The sequence below is a fragment of the Streptomyces sp. NPDC104226 genome (genome assembly GCF_055584085.1).
On sequence record NZ_JBVJMS010000005.1, the window covers coordinates 352781 to 370587 of the forward strand.

Here is a 17807-nt window from a genome sequence, read left to right on the forward strand (position 1 = left end):
GGGTCCAGGACACCCAAGACCCCTGGATCGCCCCCTCCGGCTGCGGCAACCTTGATCACGTCAGCAGGAAACGCCGCTCAACTCGGGGGAATCCAGTCATGCTTAGCCGTCTCAAGGCCGCCACGCTCGTCGCCGTCAGCGCCACCGCACTCCTCACCGGAGCCGTCACCGGAGTGGCCGCGCAGATCACCGCTACGGACGGTGCGACGCACCAGGCGGACTGGCGCTGGGACTCCCCCGCCCCGGTCATCCCCAACGGAGCGGACAGCTGAGCACCGGCCTCCGGTCCGGGGGGAACAAGGTCCGCGAGGCACCGACGGTGACCGCAGCGGCCCGGCGGGGAGCACCGTCCCGCACCACCGGCCGATTCGCCTGGCTGTCCCCGACGGCCCTCTGGCCGCTCGCACGACACCTGCTCGCCACCGGCACGGTCCGCCCCCAAGGAGGCGGCACCCGCAGGACGGACGAGGAAGCCGTGTTCGCAGCGGTCCTGTACATCCTGGTGAGCGGCGAATCCTGGCGCGCACTACCGAAGTCCTTCCCCGTCTCCTGGCAGAACGCCCACCGGCGCTTCGGCCAGTGGTGCGAGGAGGACCTGTGGAACCGGATGGCGGCCACCGCCCGGGCCACGCCCCAGATCTCCGCACCGGTACGCGACTGGGCCGAACACGTCGCCGAAGCGGCCCGGTCCCGCAGGCCGGACCTCACGAACCTCACCGAGCTCACGATCCGTACGACCCCCACGGACATCCAGGCTCAGCCCGGCACGCAGGCCCGTACCCAGGCGGGCACGCAGGCCCGTACGCAGCCCGGCACGCAGGCCCGTACCCCGGTCGGCATGCAGGCCCGTACCCAGGCCGATGCCCGGTCCCAGGCCCGGGTCGCCTGACCGAGCCGCTCACCCCGGCCCCCTCCGGCCAGGGCCCGCAGGCCCGCGCCGCACCCGAACCCCTCACCTGAACCCCTCCACGCCACCCCCGTGGCACAGCCATGCCTCCGGGCAGAGCCCTGCCCACGAACAGCGGCAGCGTCACGGGACAGGCCTCGGCAACACACAGACTTCCGCACCCCACCCGAACACCATCGAAAGGTCTACCGTGCGCAGATCAGCGCTCCCCGTCGTGGCGGCCATGTCCATGGCCCTGCTGCTCCCCCAGAACTTCTCGGCCTCCGCCGCCGAAGAGGCACCCAGCGCCCCCCTCTCCGCGGGCGAGGTCACGAGCATCGGCCCCGGCCTCTACACGTCCACGAACGACAGCTACCAGATCTTCGAGGGCGACGTCGCGGCCGGCCTCATGGGCCGCAAGCACACCATCACCGGCCAGGCGGTCGGCGTCTCGCAGGCCCAGGACGCCCCCCAGACCCGCTCCGACCTCGGAGTCTTCGGTCCCAGCTGGCAGGCCGAGTTCGTCGGTGGCCAGCTGAACCGCAAGCTGGTCCAGGAGTCGGGTGCGATCGTCACCACCGACCTCGACAACAGCGCGTCCGTGCGCTACGAGATGACCGACTCGCTGGAAGCTCCGGGCGGCGGCAGCATCAACACCTACACCTCGTCCGACGGTTCGACCATCGTCGAGAACGTGACGTGGGACGACCTCGCCGGTGAGATGAAGTCGAGCATCACCGAGACGCTGAAGATCGGCATGGGCGCCGCGTCCGAGGGTGACAGCGGCCCCGTCGACGCGAACGGCGCCGCCATCCCGGAGGCCGACCTCCGCCCCACGTACACCTGGAAGCAGGTGTCCGGCACCGGTGACACCTGGCGCGTCACGAGCGTCGGCACCAAGGCGCTCAACTCCACCCAGGTCTCCTACGACGCCCAGGGCCGCGTGGCCACCGTCAATGAGCCCGCCGGCGCCGAGCACCCGGCGCGGTCCCTCGCCCTGAACTACGCCACCGCGACCACCGCGGCGGGCACGACCCTCGGTGACGTGGCCGGCCAGGTCAAGGACATCACGGTCACCACCGGCCAGACCGTCGAGACGCTGGCCCGCTACACCTACGAGGCCTCCGGTCTGCTCCGCGAGGTCACCAACCCGGCCGCGGGCAGCGAGCTCAGCTCCTACACCTACGACGGCGCCGACCGCCTCTCGACCCTGACGAGCGGCGACGGCGGCGACTGGCAGCTGACGTTCGCCGGCGACGCCGCGGCCCCGCAGGCCCAGGAGACCAGCGGCGGCATCCCCGACGCCGGCTCCATTGCTCCCGGCGGCCAGGAGCACCCCAACGGGGTGAGCCCGCCCTCCGAGAACTTCGTCGACGGGGAGATCACCGACCCGCAGGCCTACCCGCGCGCCTGCTCCTCCCCGGAGTCGTGGATCCGGTACTGGGGCAACTGCTCGACCGTGGTCGCCCACTACGGCTGGAAGTGGCCGTCCTGGAAGAAGACGCCCACCGGCTCCTGGGTCCGCGGCATCGACGGTGACCACTGCACCAGCTCGGTCGACCGTCCGTACGGCTTCGACTTCCGCGCCGCGTGTGACGCGCACGACTACGCCTACGGCACCATCGGCAACAGCTACAAGGGTTACGGCTGGTACCTGGACCGCAACCAGGGCTACAACGCCGACGCCGCGTTCTACAACCTGCTGCGCTACAACACCTGCCCGGCCTACGCCTCGTGGACGCAGAGCACCTGCAGGAACCTGGCCGCCACCTACTACGCCTTCGTCTACAAGTACGGCCACCCGAAGAACGGTGCCAACGCCACCTGATCGGCCCGCCGATCCATCTGACGGAACCGTCCGACTGCACCGTCCGACTGCACCGTCCGACTGAACCCGTTCGACCGCACCACCTGATGGAACCGTCCGACTGAAGAGCCCGGACGGAACCGTTCGAAGGACTACGCAGGGGCCGGGCGCCCGACCCGTCCGGCGCCCGGGCCCCTGCGTCCCCCGGAGCCCCTGGCCCCAGGCCCCGGAAGCCCCGGAGCCCCTGGCCCCGGGCCCGGCCCCGGCCCCCGGAGCCCGCCGGAGTCACCGGAGCCCGCGTTTCCCCCTGAGCCCTCGCCTTCCAGGCCCCCGCTCATGCGCCCGCTCCCACCTCGGCTCCCGCTCCCGCTCCACCCCATGAACTTCCGCTCCACCTCGCGCCCTTGGCCTCCGACCCGGCCGCGCCCCGTAGTCCCGTCCCCGTCCCCACCCCTCCCATGGAGTCACGAGTGAAGAGATCCATGCGGGTCGTGCTCGCCGCCTCGGCAGTAGCCGCCGTTCTCACCGCCGTACCGGTCGGCTTCAACCCCGTGTCGGGCACCGGCCCGGCGTTCGCCGCGGACAACGGAGCCATCGACCCGCCGCTGTTCGACGAGACCCAGGACGGCGGCACCGTCCGCGTCAACGTGGTCCTCGACGGCCGGTCGGAACTCTCCTCCGCCTCCGAAGCGGGCGAGGTCCTCGTCTCCTACGAGACCCTGCCGATGGTCACCCTCCGGGTGAACCGCTCCGGCCTGGACTCGCTGAGCGCCATGGCGGGCGTCGTCAGCGTCACCGAGGACATCCCCGTCGAGGCGACGCTGAACGAGTCCACCGCCAAGATCGGCAGCGACGCGGCCGTCGCCGCCGGGAAGAACGGCGCGGGCAGCACGATCGCGATCCTCGACACCGGTGTCGCCACCAACCACCCCTTCCTGGCCGGCCGGGTCAAGGCCGAGGCCTGCTTCTCCGTCACCGACGAGGCCTACGGCGCCACCAGCCTGTGCCCCGACGGCACCGCCGAGCAGCACGGCACCGGCAGCGCCGACGCCGACAGCGGCCCCTGCACCACCGTCGGAGCCGGCTGCTCCCACGGCACCCACGTCGCCGGCATAGCCGCGGGCAACGGAGCCGGCGTGGCCGGAGCCCCCGCACGCGGTGTCGCGCCCGGCGCGGACATCATCGCCATGCAGGTCTTCTCCAAGTTCACCTCCGACACCTACTGCGGACCGGGCGCCAGCCCCTGCGTCCTCAGCTTCACCAGTTCGCAGATCAAGGCATTGGAGAAGGTCTCGGCCCTCAAGAGCGCCGGCACCAACGTCATCGCGGCCAACCTCTCGCTGGGCGGCGGTCGTTGGACGGCCGCCTGCAACACGGATGCCCGTAAGCCGATCATCGACACCCTCTTCGCCCAGGGCGTCGCCACGGTCGTCGCGGCCGGCAACAACGGCTACCCGAACGCCGTCAACGCCCCCGGCTGCGTGCCCTCGGCACTGACCGTGGGCTCGACGACGGACGACGACCAGCTCTCCAGCTTCAGCAACCGCGGCCCGCTCCTGGACCTCCTCGCCCCGGGCACCGCCATCACCTCCTCCGTCCCCGGCGGCGGTTTCGCCTCGAAGAACGGCACTTCGATGGCCGCGCCCCACGTGGCCGGCGCCCTCGCGATCCTGCGGCAGACCCACCCCGGCAAGACCCTCGCCGAGCTGGAGACCCTGCTGAAGGAGAGCGGGACGCCCATCACGTACTCCGGCGCGGTCACCCCCCGCCTCAAGGTCGAGGTCCCGGCGGCACCCCTGCGCCCCCGCTTCACCGACTTCAACTGCGACGCCATCGAGGACACCGTCGTCGGTGACCCCAAGGCGACCGTCGGCGGAGACGCCGGCGCCGGTCTGGTCCGTGTGGTCTACGGCGGCGGCAAGGGCACGGCCGAGTTCCACCAGGACCTCGCCACCGTCCCGGACGACGCCGAAGCCGGCGACTCCTTCGGCGAGAACCTGGCCACCGTCGACCAGGACGAGGACGGCTGCTCCGACCTCGTCGTGGGCATCCCGAGCGAGGACGTCGGCAGCGAGGCCGACGCCGGCGCCGTCACCGTCCTCTACGGCGCCGCAGGCGGCCTGACCACCGGCAAGGCCGCCCTCAACCTGGTCCAGGGCACGGGCGAAGGCGCCGTCAAGGCCGCGGCCTCCGTCGCCGAGGACCGCTTCGGCCACGCCGTCGCCGCGGGGTACACCGCCCAGGGCCAGCCGTACCTGCTGATCGGTACGCCCGGCAAGGACATCGGCGCCGTCAAGGACGCCGGCAGCGTCTACTACCTGCGCGGGACCACCAACGTGGCGACCGACCAGAACAAGCCCGCCATGGACGGCGACAACGAGGCCGGCGACCGGTTCGGCTCGACCATCGCCGCCTCCGCGAACCACATCGTCATCGGCACCCCGAACGAGGCCATCGGCACCGCGGCCGACGCGGGCAACATCCAGCTGCTCACCCACGAGCTGAACGCGAGCGGCCTGCCGACCCCCCTCATCGGCCTCAACCAGAACGACCCGATCCTCGCCAGCCTCGCCGAGGCGGGCGACCTGTTCGGCGGCTCCCTCGCCGCCGTCGCCTACACCCCGGCCGGCGCGAGCTCCGCGACCGACACCGTCCTCGCGGTGGGCGTGCCCGGCGAGGGCCTGACGGTCGCCTCGGCCCCCGTCGACCACGCGGGCCAGGCCTACACCCTCCGCGTCACCGGTGCGGGCGTCGTCACCAAGGTCGCCTCCATCACCGCCGAGGTCGCCGGAGTGATCGGCACGGCCGCCGCCAACGACCAGCTCGGCCAGAGCGTGGCCCTGGTCAACCTCGCCCCCGACGCACCCGCCACCCCCGCGAGCCTCGTCCTCGCGGTCGGCATCCCGGGCAAGGACGTCGGCGGCGCCGCCGACGCGGGCGCGGTGCAGACCTTCGACCCGCTCGCCACTGCCCCCGGTGACGCCGACGCGTGGATCCAGGCGGGCGACGCCTCCGGCCTCCCCGGCACCCCGACGGCCGGCCACGCCATCGGCTCGCACCTGGGAGCCACGGCCTCCGCCCTGCGCATCGGCGTCCCCAACGCCACCGCCTTCGGCGCCGTCCACGCCCTCCCGTGGGGCAACACGACGGCCGGCCGCACCGGCGCCGCGGGCACCGTCACCACGCACCAGCCCGGCCAGAACGGCCTCCCGGCCGCCGGCACCGCCTTCGGCTGGTCCACCGCCTGACCAGCCCCGGGAGGGAGGCCAAAGCCCTCCCTCCCGGCCCTGAACTGGGCCTTTACCAACCAACGGCGCATGGTGCAAGATCACTCCACCCCGCGCCACACCACCCCGCCCCGCCGCACCCCACCGGTCCGGCCCCACCACGCAGCCGGCGCCACCGCGCCCCCGGGAGGACCCCCGTGTCTCAGCTCATCGGCTACGCGTCAGGCGTCTTCGACCTCTTCCACATCGGCCACCTCAACCTGCTCAAGCAGGCCCGGTCCCAGTGCGACTACCTGGTGGCCGGCGTACTGACCGACGAGGCCTCCTGCCACAAGGGCTTCCCCCCGGTGATCCCCCTCCACGAGCGGATCGAGGTCGTCCGCTCGATGAGCTGCGTGGACGAGGCCATCGTGGACCCCACCCTGGAAAACCTGGACGCCTGGCAGCAGATCGGCTTCCACCGCCTCTTCAAGGGCGACGACTGGCAGGGCACCCCCCGAGCGGCCCGCTGGGAAAGCGACTTCACCACCCTGGGCGTAGAGGTCATCTACCTCCCGACCACCCCCCACACCCCCAGCACCACCCTCCACCACCTGATCAACCACCTCTGACCCCCAGACACCAAAGGCCCCCAGCCAAGATCGGCTGGGGGCCTTTGCCATGTGCCCTCGGCAGGATTCGAACCTGCGACACCCGCTTTAGGAGTTCGATCCACACCGTGTGGGCGCTCCCGAGCCGCCCCGCGCTCAGGCCATCACCAACCGTAGAACGCCGTGCCTGTCCGGGCCCGTTGATGTCAGGTCTGGATGTCAGCGGAGGGGTGCTCAGGGCGACCTGGCGGGGTCCCACTCGCCTCGGTACTCAGGGTGGTCGGCGTAGGGCAGCGCCAAGTCCAGCAGGTCCGGGCACGGCCACTCCTCCCCGTCGTACTGGCAATCGTTCCGGTCTTCCCAGGGGAGCTCAGGATCCCCGCCTGCGGGACTCAGAACGTGCCGCCCCAACACTCGCCGCTTGGCCTCCACCTCGCGAAGAACGCGCGCGGGGCCATGACGGTCCATGTACGCGGCGACGGTCGGGTTTAGCTCTGAAAGGTTCGTTTTCCCAGGGCCTGTGGCGCCGGCATCCCCCAGGACTTGGTGAGCGGTCGCGCCATCCTCCTGGATTCGTGCGCGCAAGAACTCCCAAAGACGGTCTGTCATGCCGCCATGATGCGCCGCGCCCGCTCCTTCAGCTCCACGTTTTCGCGGCGCCCCGCGTAGACGGCACCAGCTAGCGACTGATCGGGACCTCGTACACGATCTCGCAGAGCGCGACGGGAACGACGATGTCGGCCGTTTCCACGGGCTGCCCCTGATCGCTGTAGTACGTCCGTCGGATGTGGGTCACCAGGGCCGCCTTCTGGATACCCAGGAGCGACGCCTCCTCGGCCGTCGCCTGCCGCGGCTCCGGCTGCTCCACAGCATGGCTGACGGTGATCCCGATCTCGGCCATCCGGTTCACGACGCCCGCCCCGGCATGCGGCCCACCCTCAGGCAGCACGACGAGCGTCCCCGCGGTGAGCTCGTACGGCTCCCAACTCGTCGACAGCTGTACCGGCCGTCCATCGGCAAGGAACTCGTACACGGTCCGCACGCACAGCGCCCCAGCGTCGATACCGAGCCGCGCCGCGATCTCGGCTGGCGCGGGCACCTTCGCCTCGGTCCGACTCTCCCAGTTCCCCTGCCGCCCCAGAGCCTGCATGTCCGCGCGGAACGGGGACGCGCCAGGCTGCTCGCGCGCTGACGACCGAACGACCCGCACCCGCTGACGGGCCTCGGCGACGTACGTACCCGACCCGGTCCGACCTTCCAACACACCCTGGGCGATCAGCAGCTCCTGCGCCCGACGCACCACGTTCTCGCCGACCCCGCACTCCCCGGCGATCTGCGCCCGCGACGGAAGCCGATCGCCAACGGTCCACACACGCTCCGCGATCCGCTGTCGCAGGACGTCGGCGATACGGAGATAAGGCGGCTGCTCAGGCATGTAGAAAATCTAGTCCACTAGCTCTAATCTAGTTAACTAGCTTCACTCAACGTGTCCATCCGGCAACGGAGGCAACTCGGTGCCCGCTTCGGAATCTGCAAGGGCGGAGGGCATCGCTTCCCGCCTATCCGCCCTGGGCCTGACCACACGACTGGAGGCCCACGCCCACTACACGGCGATCGAAGCGGAAGTCCCTGAAGCGCTGCCCGCCTGCACATGGCGGGAGGTCCTGGAAGTGGTAGCGGAGGCCGACCAATTCGGGCTCCAAGCCAGCAGCTTGACCGGCCGCACCCTCTGGGCCGCCGTACGCAAAGCGGTCCCCGCGACGGGCGACGTCCGGGGACCTGGCCGACAGCAGTAGGAGCTGATCAGCATGTCGAACCGTATGGTCCCTACCCCCGCCCGCACCAGCGGCCGCCCCCTCCGGTCGGCCCCACCACCCGGCAGGGAGGCCTCCCCTTACCGCTCGACGTCGTGCGCGATCGGCACCCACCCCGAGTGCGCGCAGTCGGCCCCGGCCACGGCGCCGGTCGGCGTACCCGTAATCTACGAAGCCTGCGCCTGCCCCTGCCACACCCCAGACGACCACTCCGAACAGCGGCGGGTGACCCAGTGAGTGACTGGACCCCAAGCAGCGCCCTCGCGACGAACGTCGAGATCACCTCGACCACCGTCCAACGCGGCGACGTAATCCAGGTAGGCGGCCAGCCATGCCGCGTCATCGACCTGATCCAACTCCCCGCCAATGCAAAGCGACTCTGCTTCGAGTCGGGCGAACTCCTGACCATGCACGCCCGCACCCGCTTGGTCGCCCTCCGCATGCGGAGGCCTTGGTGACCCAGCCCGCACCTTCCCGCCGCCACTCAATCGCCGAAGACCTCCGCAACCAGATCGCGACGGGCCACCTGAAGCCCGGTGAGCGGCTCCCCTCAGAGGCTCAACTCGCCGCCCGCTACAAGGTCAGCACCCCCACACTCCGGAACGCCCTCGCACTCCTCCAGGGCGAAGGCCTCGTGGAGAAAATCCACGGCACCGGCAACTTCGTCCGCCACCGGCTCCGCAGAATCACGTACGTCGGCGGCGGATCCATGCTGAGCGCCCAGAGCGACAAACCCCTCCGCACCACAGTCCGCACGACCCACCTCCGAGCACATGGCCACCTGACCGCCCTCCTCAAGGTCACGACCCACAGCCCTCTGACGGAGTTCCTCTGCATCAGCCACGAGGGGAAGTCACCGCACAGCCTTGCCCGCATCTACATGCCCCGTGAGCTGGCGCCGGCAGGCATCCCCGAAGGGCTTTTAGCCGCACGGCTGGAGCAGCTGCGCCCGCCACTGGCCGAAGTCCGGGAAACGGTCAGCACTCGCCTCCCGACCCCGGACGAAGTGACGGCCCTCCGCATCAGCTCGACCTTGGCCGTCCTCTCGATTAAGCGCGTGGGGACCGACACCGCCGGCCGCGTGGTCGAGGCAGCCCTCTTGGTGCTCCCTGGCGACCGTGCCGATGCAGTCTTCACCACCCACCACGCGACCAAAGCCAGGAGGTCGGAATGATGACACCCCACAGCGAACTGCGACTCCTGCCCTGGTCGGGCCCGGACGGCAAGCCCTGCTTCCTGAGCGCCGACGACAACGCCGGCTACCTGACCCGCCTCGCCGACAACACCGAAGCGGTGCAGCTGGGATTGGGCTCCGAACTCTTGGACCACGCCCTCGAAGTCCTCGCGGACGAGGAGGTGGATCCTGACGAACTCCGCCTCCTGACGACGGACCTGGCTGGAGCCCTGAGGAACGCGATCCGCGTAGCCACCAGCCGCGGCCACCGCCTTGCGATACCCACCACTTAAGCCCGCGTAGAACGGACCGAAGCTTGTCGCCAGGCAGCAGCCTTGGCCTAGCCACCCCAATGATGCTGGAGCCCCCAGAGATCTCTGGGGGCTCCAGCGTGTACGTCTGCCTGCTACTGACAAATGGCTCTGGACGCCCCATCGTTCCTGGCGTTTGCGCAGGTCAGATATTCAGGAGTGGCCTAATCGGTGGCGGTGGCGGTGGCGGTGTCGGAGGTTATTTCTTTCAGCTTTTCTTCCAGCCGGAACGCCTCCCCGTCGAGATTTAGTGAGTGAAAATTTCTGGCCAGTTGCCGAGCTGCGGACGGGCGCACTTGCACTATTTCATTCAGGATTTTATCAACTGACTCTAGTTGCTCGGATTCCGTAAGTCGAATTACGAGTCCCGCGATCTTGCTGGGGTCTCGATGGGCCCCAGCCGCCCCAGCCAGTTTAATTCGATCATCGGGGGATATCTCGGCCAGGATCGCGGCGAATCCTGCGCTGCTCTGATTTGCTGCCGCAGAAGAGAATGCGACCTCCTCTAGTTCCTCAGAGTTGGCCGCGTGCGAGTCCCTGATTGCTTCAATGATTTGAGTGAAGCAGGACGGAGGTCGATCCCATACATGCCAAGAGATCACACTGTGGCCGTGCTGTAGCAGGCCATCGGATGAATATTCCGAGCCCCATCCAAGGGATATCGAAAGGACGTCCTCCGTGCCGCGCTCCGCGCTGGATACCAGTACTTTCCTGGCTGCGTCATTCTGGTCACTCTTCTCTAGTTCCCTTGTGAGCTCGACAATGGAATCCGCGGGGTAGTGCAAGCCGATTTCGCGAAGAAGGGAGCGGTATCCCATTTCTTCTCGAGTTGCGGATAGTTGCAAGATTTGACTTGCCAGGTCTTTGGGTGGGGTGGAAATTAGTGCGCTGACCTCTTCTAGCCTTTTTTCTTTGCGTCGCTGCGCTTGAGCTGCTGATTCGTTTTGTCGATCCCGCAACTCCTCGACAAGTCGCCGGAGTCGTTCCGATTCGGCTCGGGCTTCTGTGACCTGTTGCAATGCGCTGTCGAGTTCTTCGTTAATTCGTGATTCGGATCCGGACTCCGCCCTAGCTTCGGCTTCCTCCAGTCTCTGTTCCAGATTCAAGCATTTTGCCTCTGATTCGGCAGCGCCTTCTTTGGCTAGATCTAGTTGCAGCTGGAGATCGGCGATCTCCCGCCGTAGACGAATTATTTCCTGGGTATTGCTCTCTGAGTTCGTTTCAAGTCTGGCCAGGGTCGCAGAGCTCTGCAAGCTTTCCCGCTCCCGGGACGCCTCGATCTCCTGCTGGCGCATCTCCAGTTCTGCGATGCGCCGTTGACGGCTCTGCAACGCTTCAAGCAAGGCTTGCTCTCGAAGGTTGGCTTGGCGGTGTACGCGGTCTGCCTGTTCGAGCTGGTCCTGAAGGTTTTGCACTTCATAGCGGCCTCTGTTGCTCGCGTGCAACGCTGCCCTGTGTAGTTGTCGAACGTGGTCGTGGACCTCGGCCCGTACGGGGTTCTGTCGCACCTCTCCAAGTTCGACTAGGAGCTGACGAACGAACGGCCAGGGAGCGATTCGGCTGCCGTTGAGGTACCGCGAGATCGTGCCCGGATCTGTGTGGCACCGCGCTGCGTATCGCCTCACGGAGATCTGAAGCGGTATGAACAAGTCGCGCAGGCTTTCTGCCAGCGCGCGAGCCTCCGCTGACAGATCGTCGTCCAGCGTCTGTAGGTTGCTTCCTGTCACGACCCCTCCAGTGGCGAATCTGGTGTTGCAGGTATTGGCAACGCGTGACACTAGCGGCAACACCCTCAACGCGGGCGAACATCAAGCAAGTTCCAGATCGGCTGGAACGAACGCCGAGGAGGGTGTAGTGCAGCTGTACTCAGGGGGTGCTGACCCGCAAGGGCCTCAGGGGCGAACCGATCTTGTGGCGCTTCTCGGTCTGCTAACTGACCTCGCTGCAAATGGCAGTGAAAGCCACGTGGCCTACATACTCGTGATCGCCTTGATTTGGCTCACTGCTGTGCATGGCAAGTGATCTAGAAACGGAAGGAGGGGGCAGGGCTCACGGCCTGTGCACAACGAACGCGGACAGCGGTCACCCTGCCGCGGGTGGCGTGGGGCCTCTTGAGCTAGGGTGCTGCGGGCATTGTGCGTGGGTAGCGTGTGGACCGGGAGCTGCGGGGTGGGTTCGCCGTCGGCCAGGGGCATGGGTGGATGTGCGGCAGAACTGATCTTGAAAACCGTCGTGGCGCGAGTCACCGTGGGTTCAAATCCCACACCCACCGCAGGTGAACGACCCCTGACCAGCCAAAACGGTCAGGGGTCGTTCTATGCGTGCTCTCCGCTGGCGACCACGAGTCCCCGCTGTTTCCCCACCTGACGGGCACGGAAAGGGCACGGACACGCCCTGATCCGTCTGCCGCTCCACGGACGCAACGGCAAGGCGCGGGGTGCGTCTAAATTCGCCGGTAAAATCGCTTAGCTACCGGCCGGTCCACGCCTACGCTCATCGGCATGAATCAGCACCCGATCACCGTTGACCAGAGCAACCCCCTGGTTGCCCACATGGACATACCGACTGGCGCGCCCGCGTCTGGGCCCCTTGCCTACGCTGCTTCGCAAGGTTGGGCGCCCAATCCCCTGACGCCCGAGATGGCCTTCTCCGCCGATGGAACCCCGGTACTGAGGTACCGACTGCAGAAGTAGAGGAACGCCGGGCATTAGCCACAGAGCGCCCTGCTGTCATCCCGTCTGCCGTCGTCCCACACGTAGTGGTAGCGGGGCAGTCGTCAGGGGCCCAGGTGGAGCGCCCTGCTGGACGAACGACCTGGGCCCCTGGCGGCTGGTCTGCTACGGCTTGCCCTGGGACGACGGCAGGCGGGATGACAGCCCCCACCCCGAACCCCGACGCACCGGGGGCCGCATGACTGGCCCCCGCATCCCGGAGTCGGAGCGCCCCCGCCGGAGGCATGTCCTTGAGTGATGACACCGCCGGCCCGTAGGGCTCGACTCATGCCCTTGGGCCTACCCGCCTACAGGGGCGGGCGTCGGCGCAGCGCGCGCGGAGCGGGCCGAAGGCAGGAGCGTCGCGCGGAGCGGAGCCGGGAAGCCCGCCCGGCGGAGCGGAGCGCAGCCGGGTGCTTGATGAAGTAGGGAAACTCTTACCGCATGGCCTCGGGATCAGAGGGCGATCGGGCGGTAGGCCAAGGCTCGTTCGACGGCCTGCTCGGCGGAAGGGTGTTGTCCCGGGCCTGGGTAGAAGATGTAGTCACTGACGTGCGGGCACCGTAGGCCCAGTTCCAGGGCTTCGATGATCGCGCTGCCCTCATCCGCGGTTGCTATGTCGCCGTCCATGAGTTGCTGGACCAGGCGCACGGCCTCCACGCGGGTCATGAAGTGACGAGCTGGCGGCCGTCGTGGCTGCGGACATGGGGGCCTGCGTCGTCTAGGGCGTCCAAGAGGCGGATCGCGTAGACCTCGGACATTTGAGCAGTGACCTCTTCTGGGGTGAGCCATGCGACCGCGGTCGATTCCGCAGAGGTGCGCTCGGTGCCGCCTGACGGCTTGCAGCGGAAGACCAGGGCGACGATGCCTCGGGTGGTGTTCTTGTAGACCCCGGTGAGCTCGTCTACCTCGACCTCGATGCCCGTCTCCTCCAGGACCTCGCGGCGGACGCCAGCCTCCGGTGACTCGGTGAGTTCGAGGACTCCGCCCGGCAGTTCCCAATTCCCGTTGTCCGCGCGACGGATCGCCAGGAGTCGGCCGTCCTCGCGCAGCACTGCCCCGGCTACGGACACGGAGTGCAGTGGCGTTGACTTGGCCTGCGGGGAACCCGTACTCATGTACAGGAGCATAGGAGGAAGAGAAGGACTATGGGAACCGCAGCAGGAGGTGGCAGGGCCGCCGTGCCTCGGTACGTGCAGATCGCCGAAGACATCGTTCAGCAGATCCGGGCCGGGGTACTGAGTGCCGGCGACATGGTGCCGAGCGAGTCGGAGCTCGTGGAGCGCTACGGCGTCGCGGGCGGGACGATCCGTAAGGCCATGGTGGAGGTTCGGGCGAGCGGGCTCGTGGAGACCCGGCACGGCAAGGGCTCGCTGGTGAAGGCTCGCCCACCCGTGCGGCACCGGTCCTCCGATCGCTTCAGGCGTACGCATCGGCAGGAGGGCCGGGCGGCGTACCTCGCCGAGTCCGCCCAGTCCGGAGCCGAAGCCAAGGTGAGCGTGCTCTTCATCGGGCCCATGGAGGCGCCGGAGGAGATCGCGTCGCGGCTCGGTGTCACCGCGGGGACTCAGGTGTTGGCCCGGCGTCGGCTGTACTTCCGGAACGGGACGCCCGTTGAGACGGCTACCTCGTACCTGCCCTGGGACGTCGTGAAGGACGTCCCGGAGCTGTTCGCCGAGAATCCGGGGCCTGGCGGCATCTACGCCCGGCTGGAGGATCACGGCCACGTCTTCGCCGAGTACGTGGAGACGCTCCAGGCCCGGCCGGCCGCCAAGGCCGAGGCCACCGAGCTGTCGCTGACCCCCGGCGCACCCGTGGTGCATCTGCTCCGCGATGCGGTCACGGCGGAAGGCCGTGTGGTCGAGGTCTGCGACACCCTCATGGCCGCTGACCAGTTCGTCTTCGAGTACCGGATCCCCGCGCGCGACTGACGCTCGCTCAACTCCCCACAGCCCGCTACGAGTTTCTCTTCGTAGCGGGTTGACTCATGTATAGGAGTCGGGCACTCTTCTTCATGTCACTCATGTACATGAGTGACAGAGTTCAGCATCTATAGAGGAGTGATCCGCTGTGCGTCAGATTCCCGTCGACACCTCGGCCGCCATGGTGATGGTCGCCCAGCCCCCGGCCGTGAAGATCAAGGACCGTCGGACCGGCGAGATCGCCACCGACCCCGAGACCGGCTCCCAGATGATGACCGTGGACGTGCTGTTCGCCTCGTACGGGGAAGCGGAAGTCCTGTCGGTGGTCGTGCCGGCGCCCGGGATCTCGGGCGAGCTGGTCATGGGAACCCCCGTCGCGCTGACCGGCCTCGTCGCCCGCCCGTGGGAGAACGAGTTCAACGGCCAGAAGCGCCACGGCATCAGCTTCCGCGCCGTCGCCGTCACCTCGCTCACCGCCAAGGCAGGCTGAGCATGAACGCCTTATGGGTCACGCTGCTGGTGGTCCTCGCTCTGGCGCTCGTACTGCGCTGGCAGCGGCCCACCTGGTACTGGATGACCTTCGGGGTTATCTTCGCGGCCATCCGCGTCCTGATCCGCTATCGCTCGGTGATGGACGCCTGCGGGCTCACCGTCCCGCCCTCCCGCTGGCGACTGGCCCTCGCTCGCGTGGCTAACAGGCCCGCACCTGAGGCTCGTTCTCCGCGCATCCTTCGGTTGCGGCCAACCTCGACCGGCCTGGTCCTGAGGCTGAAACTCCGGCCCGGACAAGACGCATTCGACTTCTCCGCCTCGTCGGACCGGCTCCGGCACTCCTTCGCCCTCCACAACGTCGTCTCGCGCGAGATCCGCTCCAGCGTCGTCGAGCTGAGGATGACCGGGTACGACGTACTCAAGCGGGTCCGCATGCCGGCCGCGGCCGTGCCCGATCAACCGCTCCGGGTGCCCGTGGCCCTGAGGGAAGACGGGCAGGTTCATCACCGGGACTACCGGCAGGTGCCGCACGCCTTGAACGTCGGCGCCACCAAGTCCGGGAAGTCCGTCTACCAACGCACGCTCGTCTCCGGCCTGGCCTCGCAGAACGTTGCCCTCGTCGGCATCGACTGCAAGAACGGCGTGGAACTCTCGCCGATGGCGCGGCGGTTCACCGCCCTCGCCGACAACCCTGACGATGCTGCGGAACTGCTCGCCGCGCTCGTCCAGTACATGGGCCGCGTCTACGAGCTCATCCGGGCCGAGCAGCGGATCAGCATCGACCTCCCGGATGCGGAGATCACCGCCGACATCTGGGACCTGCCCCCGCACCTTCGCCCCGTACCCGTCGTGCTGCTGGTGGATGAGGTCGCGGAGCTCGCCCTCGCTGCGGGCAAGGCAGAGGAGGCTCGACGGGACCAGATCGTCACCGACCTGGTCCGCCTCGCCCAGCTCGGCCGGGCCGCCGGCATCCACCTGGAGATCTGCGGCCAGCGCTTCGGCTCCGAACTCGGCAAGGGCATCACCATGCTCCGCGCCCAGCTCACCGGCCGTACCGCCCACCGCGTCAACGACGAGACCTCGGCGAACATGGCCTTCGGGGACATCTCCCCGGACGCCGTGCTCGCCGCCGTCCAGATCGACAAGGACCGCCCCGGCACCGCCGTGGCTGGCGACTCCTCCGGCGGCTGGTCGCGCATCCGGGCCCCGCACACCACGCTCCGCCAAGCCGTGAACACCTGCAACGCCCAGGCCCACCGGACCCCGAGCATCCCGGAGCTGGAGCCCTTGCGGCCCGCGCTTCCGGTACGCGTTCTCGTCGGCAAGGTCCAGCCGAAGACCGCCTCGGCGCCCGCCTTCTGATCACTCGCCCCACCCGGTCGGCGCGGCCTCATCGCGCCAAGTCCCTACCCCACCCATGCCTGAAACGAGGTGAACACCATGACCCGCCTGGTCCGCCCGGACGCCGTCCTCGTCCAGGCCGTCATCGCCGGAGCCCTCTCCTTCGCCCACCTCCACGACCTCGCCGAAGCCGCCGGCCAGAACGGCTGGAAGGCCTGGGCCTACCCGGTCAGCGTGGACCTGCTCCTCGTCGCCGCCTGGCACCGCCTCCGGTCCCTCCGGGATGCGGGGGAGCCCTCTCGGTCGGCCTGGTCCTGGTTCGCCGTAGCCCTCGCGGCCTCGCTCGGCGCGAATGTCGCGACCGCCGGCCTCCTCGACCTGCGCGACGTCCCGGACTGGCTCCGCATCCTCGTCGCCGGATGGCCAGCGCTCGCCTTCCTCGGCGGCACGCTCTTGGTCCACCGGCCTACGCCTCCCAGCGCGCCGGAACCCGACCCTGAACCGGAGCCCCTGCCCGTAGTCGATCGGGTGACAGAACCCGGCGTACAGGCAGACGAGCTCCCCGCCCTGCCCGCTCCACCCCCGGCGCCCGTAGCGACGATCGCCGCTCCGCCCGCGCTGGTCGCGCACGCCCAGAAGATCGCCGACGACCACCGCACCCGCACCGGCTCGGACATCGACACCGAGACCCTGCGCGCCCGGCTCGGCGTCCCGTCTCCGATGGCCGAAGCCATCGCCGCCCAGCTCGCCTGACCTCAGGAGATCCCATGCCCGCCCGGATCAACTTCCGCTCGCTCATGAAGATCGGCCCCGTCCAGATCGGCACCTACCGCGACAACCGCGGCCGCACCAAGGACACCGCCGTCTGCACCACCGACGGCTGCGGCTGGTCCGCGGACTACAACGCCTCGACCGCCGCCCAGCTCGCCGCCCGCTCCCACCGCTGCCGCGTCAGCTGACCCGAAAGGCCACCGCCATGGACGTCCCGCTCTGGTTCGCCCTGCTGGTCGTCGGTGTCCTCGGCTACAAGCTCGTCCGCCCGCCGCTCTGGCTCGTCGCCGTGATCCTCGTCGGCGGCTTCCTCCTCGCGGACAGCTTCCTCGCCCCGGCCATCGACACCGCGATCAACAAGTAGCCCACCCTGGAAGGAGATCGACCATGTTCAAGCCCAAGTACCCCAGCCCCGACACCTACACCCCGGCGACCATCCGCCCGACCCCCGCGCCCGTCGCGCACTCGGAGTCCGGCCCGGCGCCCGTCCCGGCGAAGACCCCGAGCGCCTTCGGCGGCCTGGTCCAGAGCTCGCCCGGCACCGCGCTCGCCCTCGCCGCCAGCGGAGTCGCAGGAGTCCTCGCGCTGGCCTCCGTCGCCGTCTCGCTGCTCCTGGCCGTCGCGGTCACCGCCGTCGCCCTGTCCGTCAGCGCCGTCGTGATGCTCTTCCTCGTCCGCGCCCTACGCCAGGAGTTCAAGAGCCGCTGACCGGCCCCGGGACGGCTCAACCGCCAAGTCTCCGCCGTCCCGGCGCCGCATTC

At 68.8% G+C, this 17807-nt stretch carries 21 protein-coding genes; 16 read left to right on the forward strand and 5 right to left on the reverse strand.

The window, feature by feature from the left end:
• Positions 1-98: 98 nt before the first annotated feature.
• The 5 genes from ACZ60J_RS18050 to ACZ60J_RS18070 all read left to right on the forward strand — a co-directional run bounded on the left by ACZ60J_RS18050 (position 99) and on the right by ACZ60J_RS18070 (position 6531).
• A complete protein-coding gene (locus ACZ60J_RS18050; protein WP_469682930.1) occupies positions 99-272 on the forward strand; it encodes a hypothetical protein in 174 nt (57 codons plus the stop codon).
• Positions 273-319: 47 nt separating this feature from the next.
• The gene (locus ACZ60J_RS18055) at positions 320-889 is read left to right on the forward strand and encodes a transposase (RefSeq protein WP_469682931.1); all 570 of its coding nucleotides are present in this window, start codon (positions 320-322) and stop codon (positions 887-889) included.
• A gap of 208 nt (positions 890-1097) precedes the next feature.
• Complete coding sequence (locus ACZ60J_RS18060) at positions 1098-2714, forward strand: phospholipase A2 (protein ID WP_469682932.1); 1617 nt, start codon at positions 1098-1100, stop codon at positions 2712-2714.
• 449 nt (positions 2715-3163) lie between these two features.
• Positions 3164-5941 carry a S8 family peptidase gene (locus tag ACZ60J_RS18065; protein WP_469682934.1) on the forward strand — a complete coding sequence of 926 codons (2778 nt, stop codon included), beginning with the start codon at positions 3164-3166 and terminating at the stop codon, positions 5939-5941.
• Positions 5942-6117: 176 nt separating this feature from the next.
• The gene (locus ACZ60J_RS18070; protein WP_469682936.1) at positions 6118-6531 is read left to right on the forward strand and encodes an FAD synthase family protein; all 414 of its coding nucleotides are present in this window, start codon (positions 6118-6120) and stop codon (positions 6529-6531) included.
• 213 nt (positions 6532-6744) lie between these two features.
• Here the strand turns inward: ACZ60J_RS18070 and ACZ60J_RS18075 are convergent, their stop codons facing one another.
• Positions 6745-7119 (reverse strand): DUF6221 family protein, encoded by a 375-nt coding sequence (locus ACZ60J_RS18075; protein ID WP_469682937.1) that lies wholly within the window; start codon positions 7117-7119, stop codon positions 6745-6747.
• A 70-nt stretch (positions 7120-7189) separates the two neighbouring features.
• Positions 7190-7945: a GntR family transcriptional regulator gene (locus ACZ60J_RS18080; protein ID WP_469682939.1), complete on the reverse strand. Its 756-nt coding sequence runs from the start codon at positions 7943-7945 to the stop codon at positions 7190-7192.
• Between the two features lie 79 nt (positions 7946-8024).
• Here ACZ60J_RS18080 and ACZ60J_RS18085 point away from each other — a divergent pair, with 79 nt between their 5' ends.
• The 4 genes from ACZ60J_RS18085 (at position 8025) to ACZ60J_RS18100 (ending at position 9791) form a co-directional block, all read left to right on the forward strand.
• Positions 8025-8306: a hypothetical protein gene (locus tag ACZ60J_RS18085; protein ID WP_469682941.1), complete on the forward strand. Its 282-nt coding sequence runs from the start codon at positions 8025-8027 to the stop codon at positions 8304-8306.
• Positions 8307-8557: 251 nt separating this feature from the next.
• The gene (locus ACZ60J_RS18090) at positions 8558-8782 is read left to right on the forward strand and encodes a hypothetical protein (RefSeq protein ID WP_469682942.1); all 225 of its coding nucleotides are present in this window, start codon (positions 8558-8560) and stop codon (positions 8780-8782) included.
• Entirely contained in the window at positions 8779-9498 is a 720-nt protein-coding gene (locus ACZ60J_RS18095) for a GntR family transcriptional regulator (RefSeq protein ID WP_469682944.1), read from the forward strand. The genes ACZ60J_RS18090 and ACZ60J_RS18095 overlap by 4 nt, the downstream gene beginning before the upstream one ends.
• Positions 9498-9791: a hypothetical protein gene (locus ACZ60J_RS18100; protein ID WP_469683275.1), complete on the forward strand. Its 294-nt coding sequence runs from the start codon at positions 9498-9500 to the stop codon at positions 9789-9791. Before ACZ60J_RS18095 ends, ACZ60J_RS18100 begins: the two co-directional genes overlap by 1 nt.
• Before the next feature lie 182 nt (positions 9792-9973).
• On the opposite strand, the gene ACZ60J_RS18105 is transcribed toward ACZ60J_RS18100, so the two are convergent.
• From ACZ60J_RS18105 to ACZ60J_RS18115, 3 genes are all read right to left on the reverse strand, one after another.
• A complete protein-coding gene (locus tag ACZ60J_RS18105) occupies positions 9974-11536 on the reverse strand; it encodes a hypothetical protein (RefSeq protein WP_469682946.1) in 1563 nt (520 codons plus the stop codon).
• Between the two features lie 1440 nt (positions 11537-12976).
• Positions 12977-13189, reverse strand: a complete 213-nt coding sequence (locus ACZ60J_RS18110; protein WP_469682948.1) for an e9imm peptide — start codon at positions 13187-13189, stop codon at positions 12977-12979.
• Positions 13186-13650: an NUDIX hydrolase gene (locus ACZ60J_RS18115; RefSeq protein ID WP_469682950.1), complete on the reverse strand. Its 465-nt coding sequence runs from the start codon at positions 13648-13650 to the stop codon at positions 13186-13188. The genes ACZ60J_RS18110 and ACZ60J_RS18115 overlap by 4 nt, the downstream gene beginning before the upstream one ends.
• An 18-nt stretch (positions 13651-13668) precedes the next feature.
• On the opposite strand from ACZ60J_RS18115, the gene ACZ60J_RS18120 reads away from it, so the two are divergent.
• The 7 genes from ACZ60J_RS18120 to ACZ60J_RS18150 all read left to right on the forward strand — a co-directional run bounded on the left by ACZ60J_RS18120 (position 13669) and on the right by ACZ60J_RS18150 (position 17754).
• Positions 13669-14451, forward strand: coding sequence for a GntR family transcriptional regulator (locus tag ACZ60J_RS18120; protein WP_469682952.1), 783 nt, complete (start codon positions 13669-13671; stop codon positions 14449-14451).
• Between the two features lie 139 nt (positions 14452-14590).
• Positions 14591-14932: an SCO3933 family regulatory protein gene (locus ACZ60J_RS18125; protein WP_052871649.1), complete on the forward strand. Its 342-nt coding sequence runs from the start codon at positions 14591-14593 to the stop codon at positions 14930-14932.
• A 2-nt stretch (positions 14933-14934) separates the two neighbouring features.
• Positions 14935-16296 carry an FtsK/SpoIIIE domain-containing protein gene (locus ACZ60J_RS18130; protein WP_469682954.1) on the forward strand — a complete coding sequence of 454 codons (1362 nt, stop codon included), beginning with the start codon at positions 14935-14937 and terminating at the stop codon, positions 16294-16296.
• A gap of 78 nt (positions 16297-16374) precedes the next feature.
• Positions 16375-17028, forward strand: coding sequence for a DUF2637 domain-containing protein (locus ACZ60J_RS18135; protein WP_469682955.1), 654 nt, complete (start codon positions 16375-16377; stop codon positions 17026-17028).
• A gap of 14 nt (positions 17029-17042) precedes the next feature.
• Positions 17043-17234 (forward strand): mobile element transfer protein, encoded by a 192-nt coding sequence (locus tag ACZ60J_RS18140; protein ID WP_469682957.1) that lies wholly within the window; start codon positions 17043-17045, stop codon positions 17232-17234.
• Positions 17235-17251: 17 nt separating this feature from the next.
• Positions 17252-17410 (forward strand): hypothetical protein, encoded by a 159-nt coding sequence (locus ACZ60J_RS18145; RefSeq protein WP_266908904.1) that lies wholly within the window; start codon positions 17252-17254, stop codon positions 17408-17410.
• A gap of 23 nt (positions 17411-17433) precedes the next feature.
• Positions 17434-17754 (forward strand): SpdD protein, encoded by a 321-nt coding sequence (locus ACZ60J_RS18150; RefSeq protein WP_469682959.1) that lies wholly within the window; start codon positions 17434-17436, stop codon positions 17752-17754.
• Positions 17755-17807: the final 53 nt, after the last annotated feature.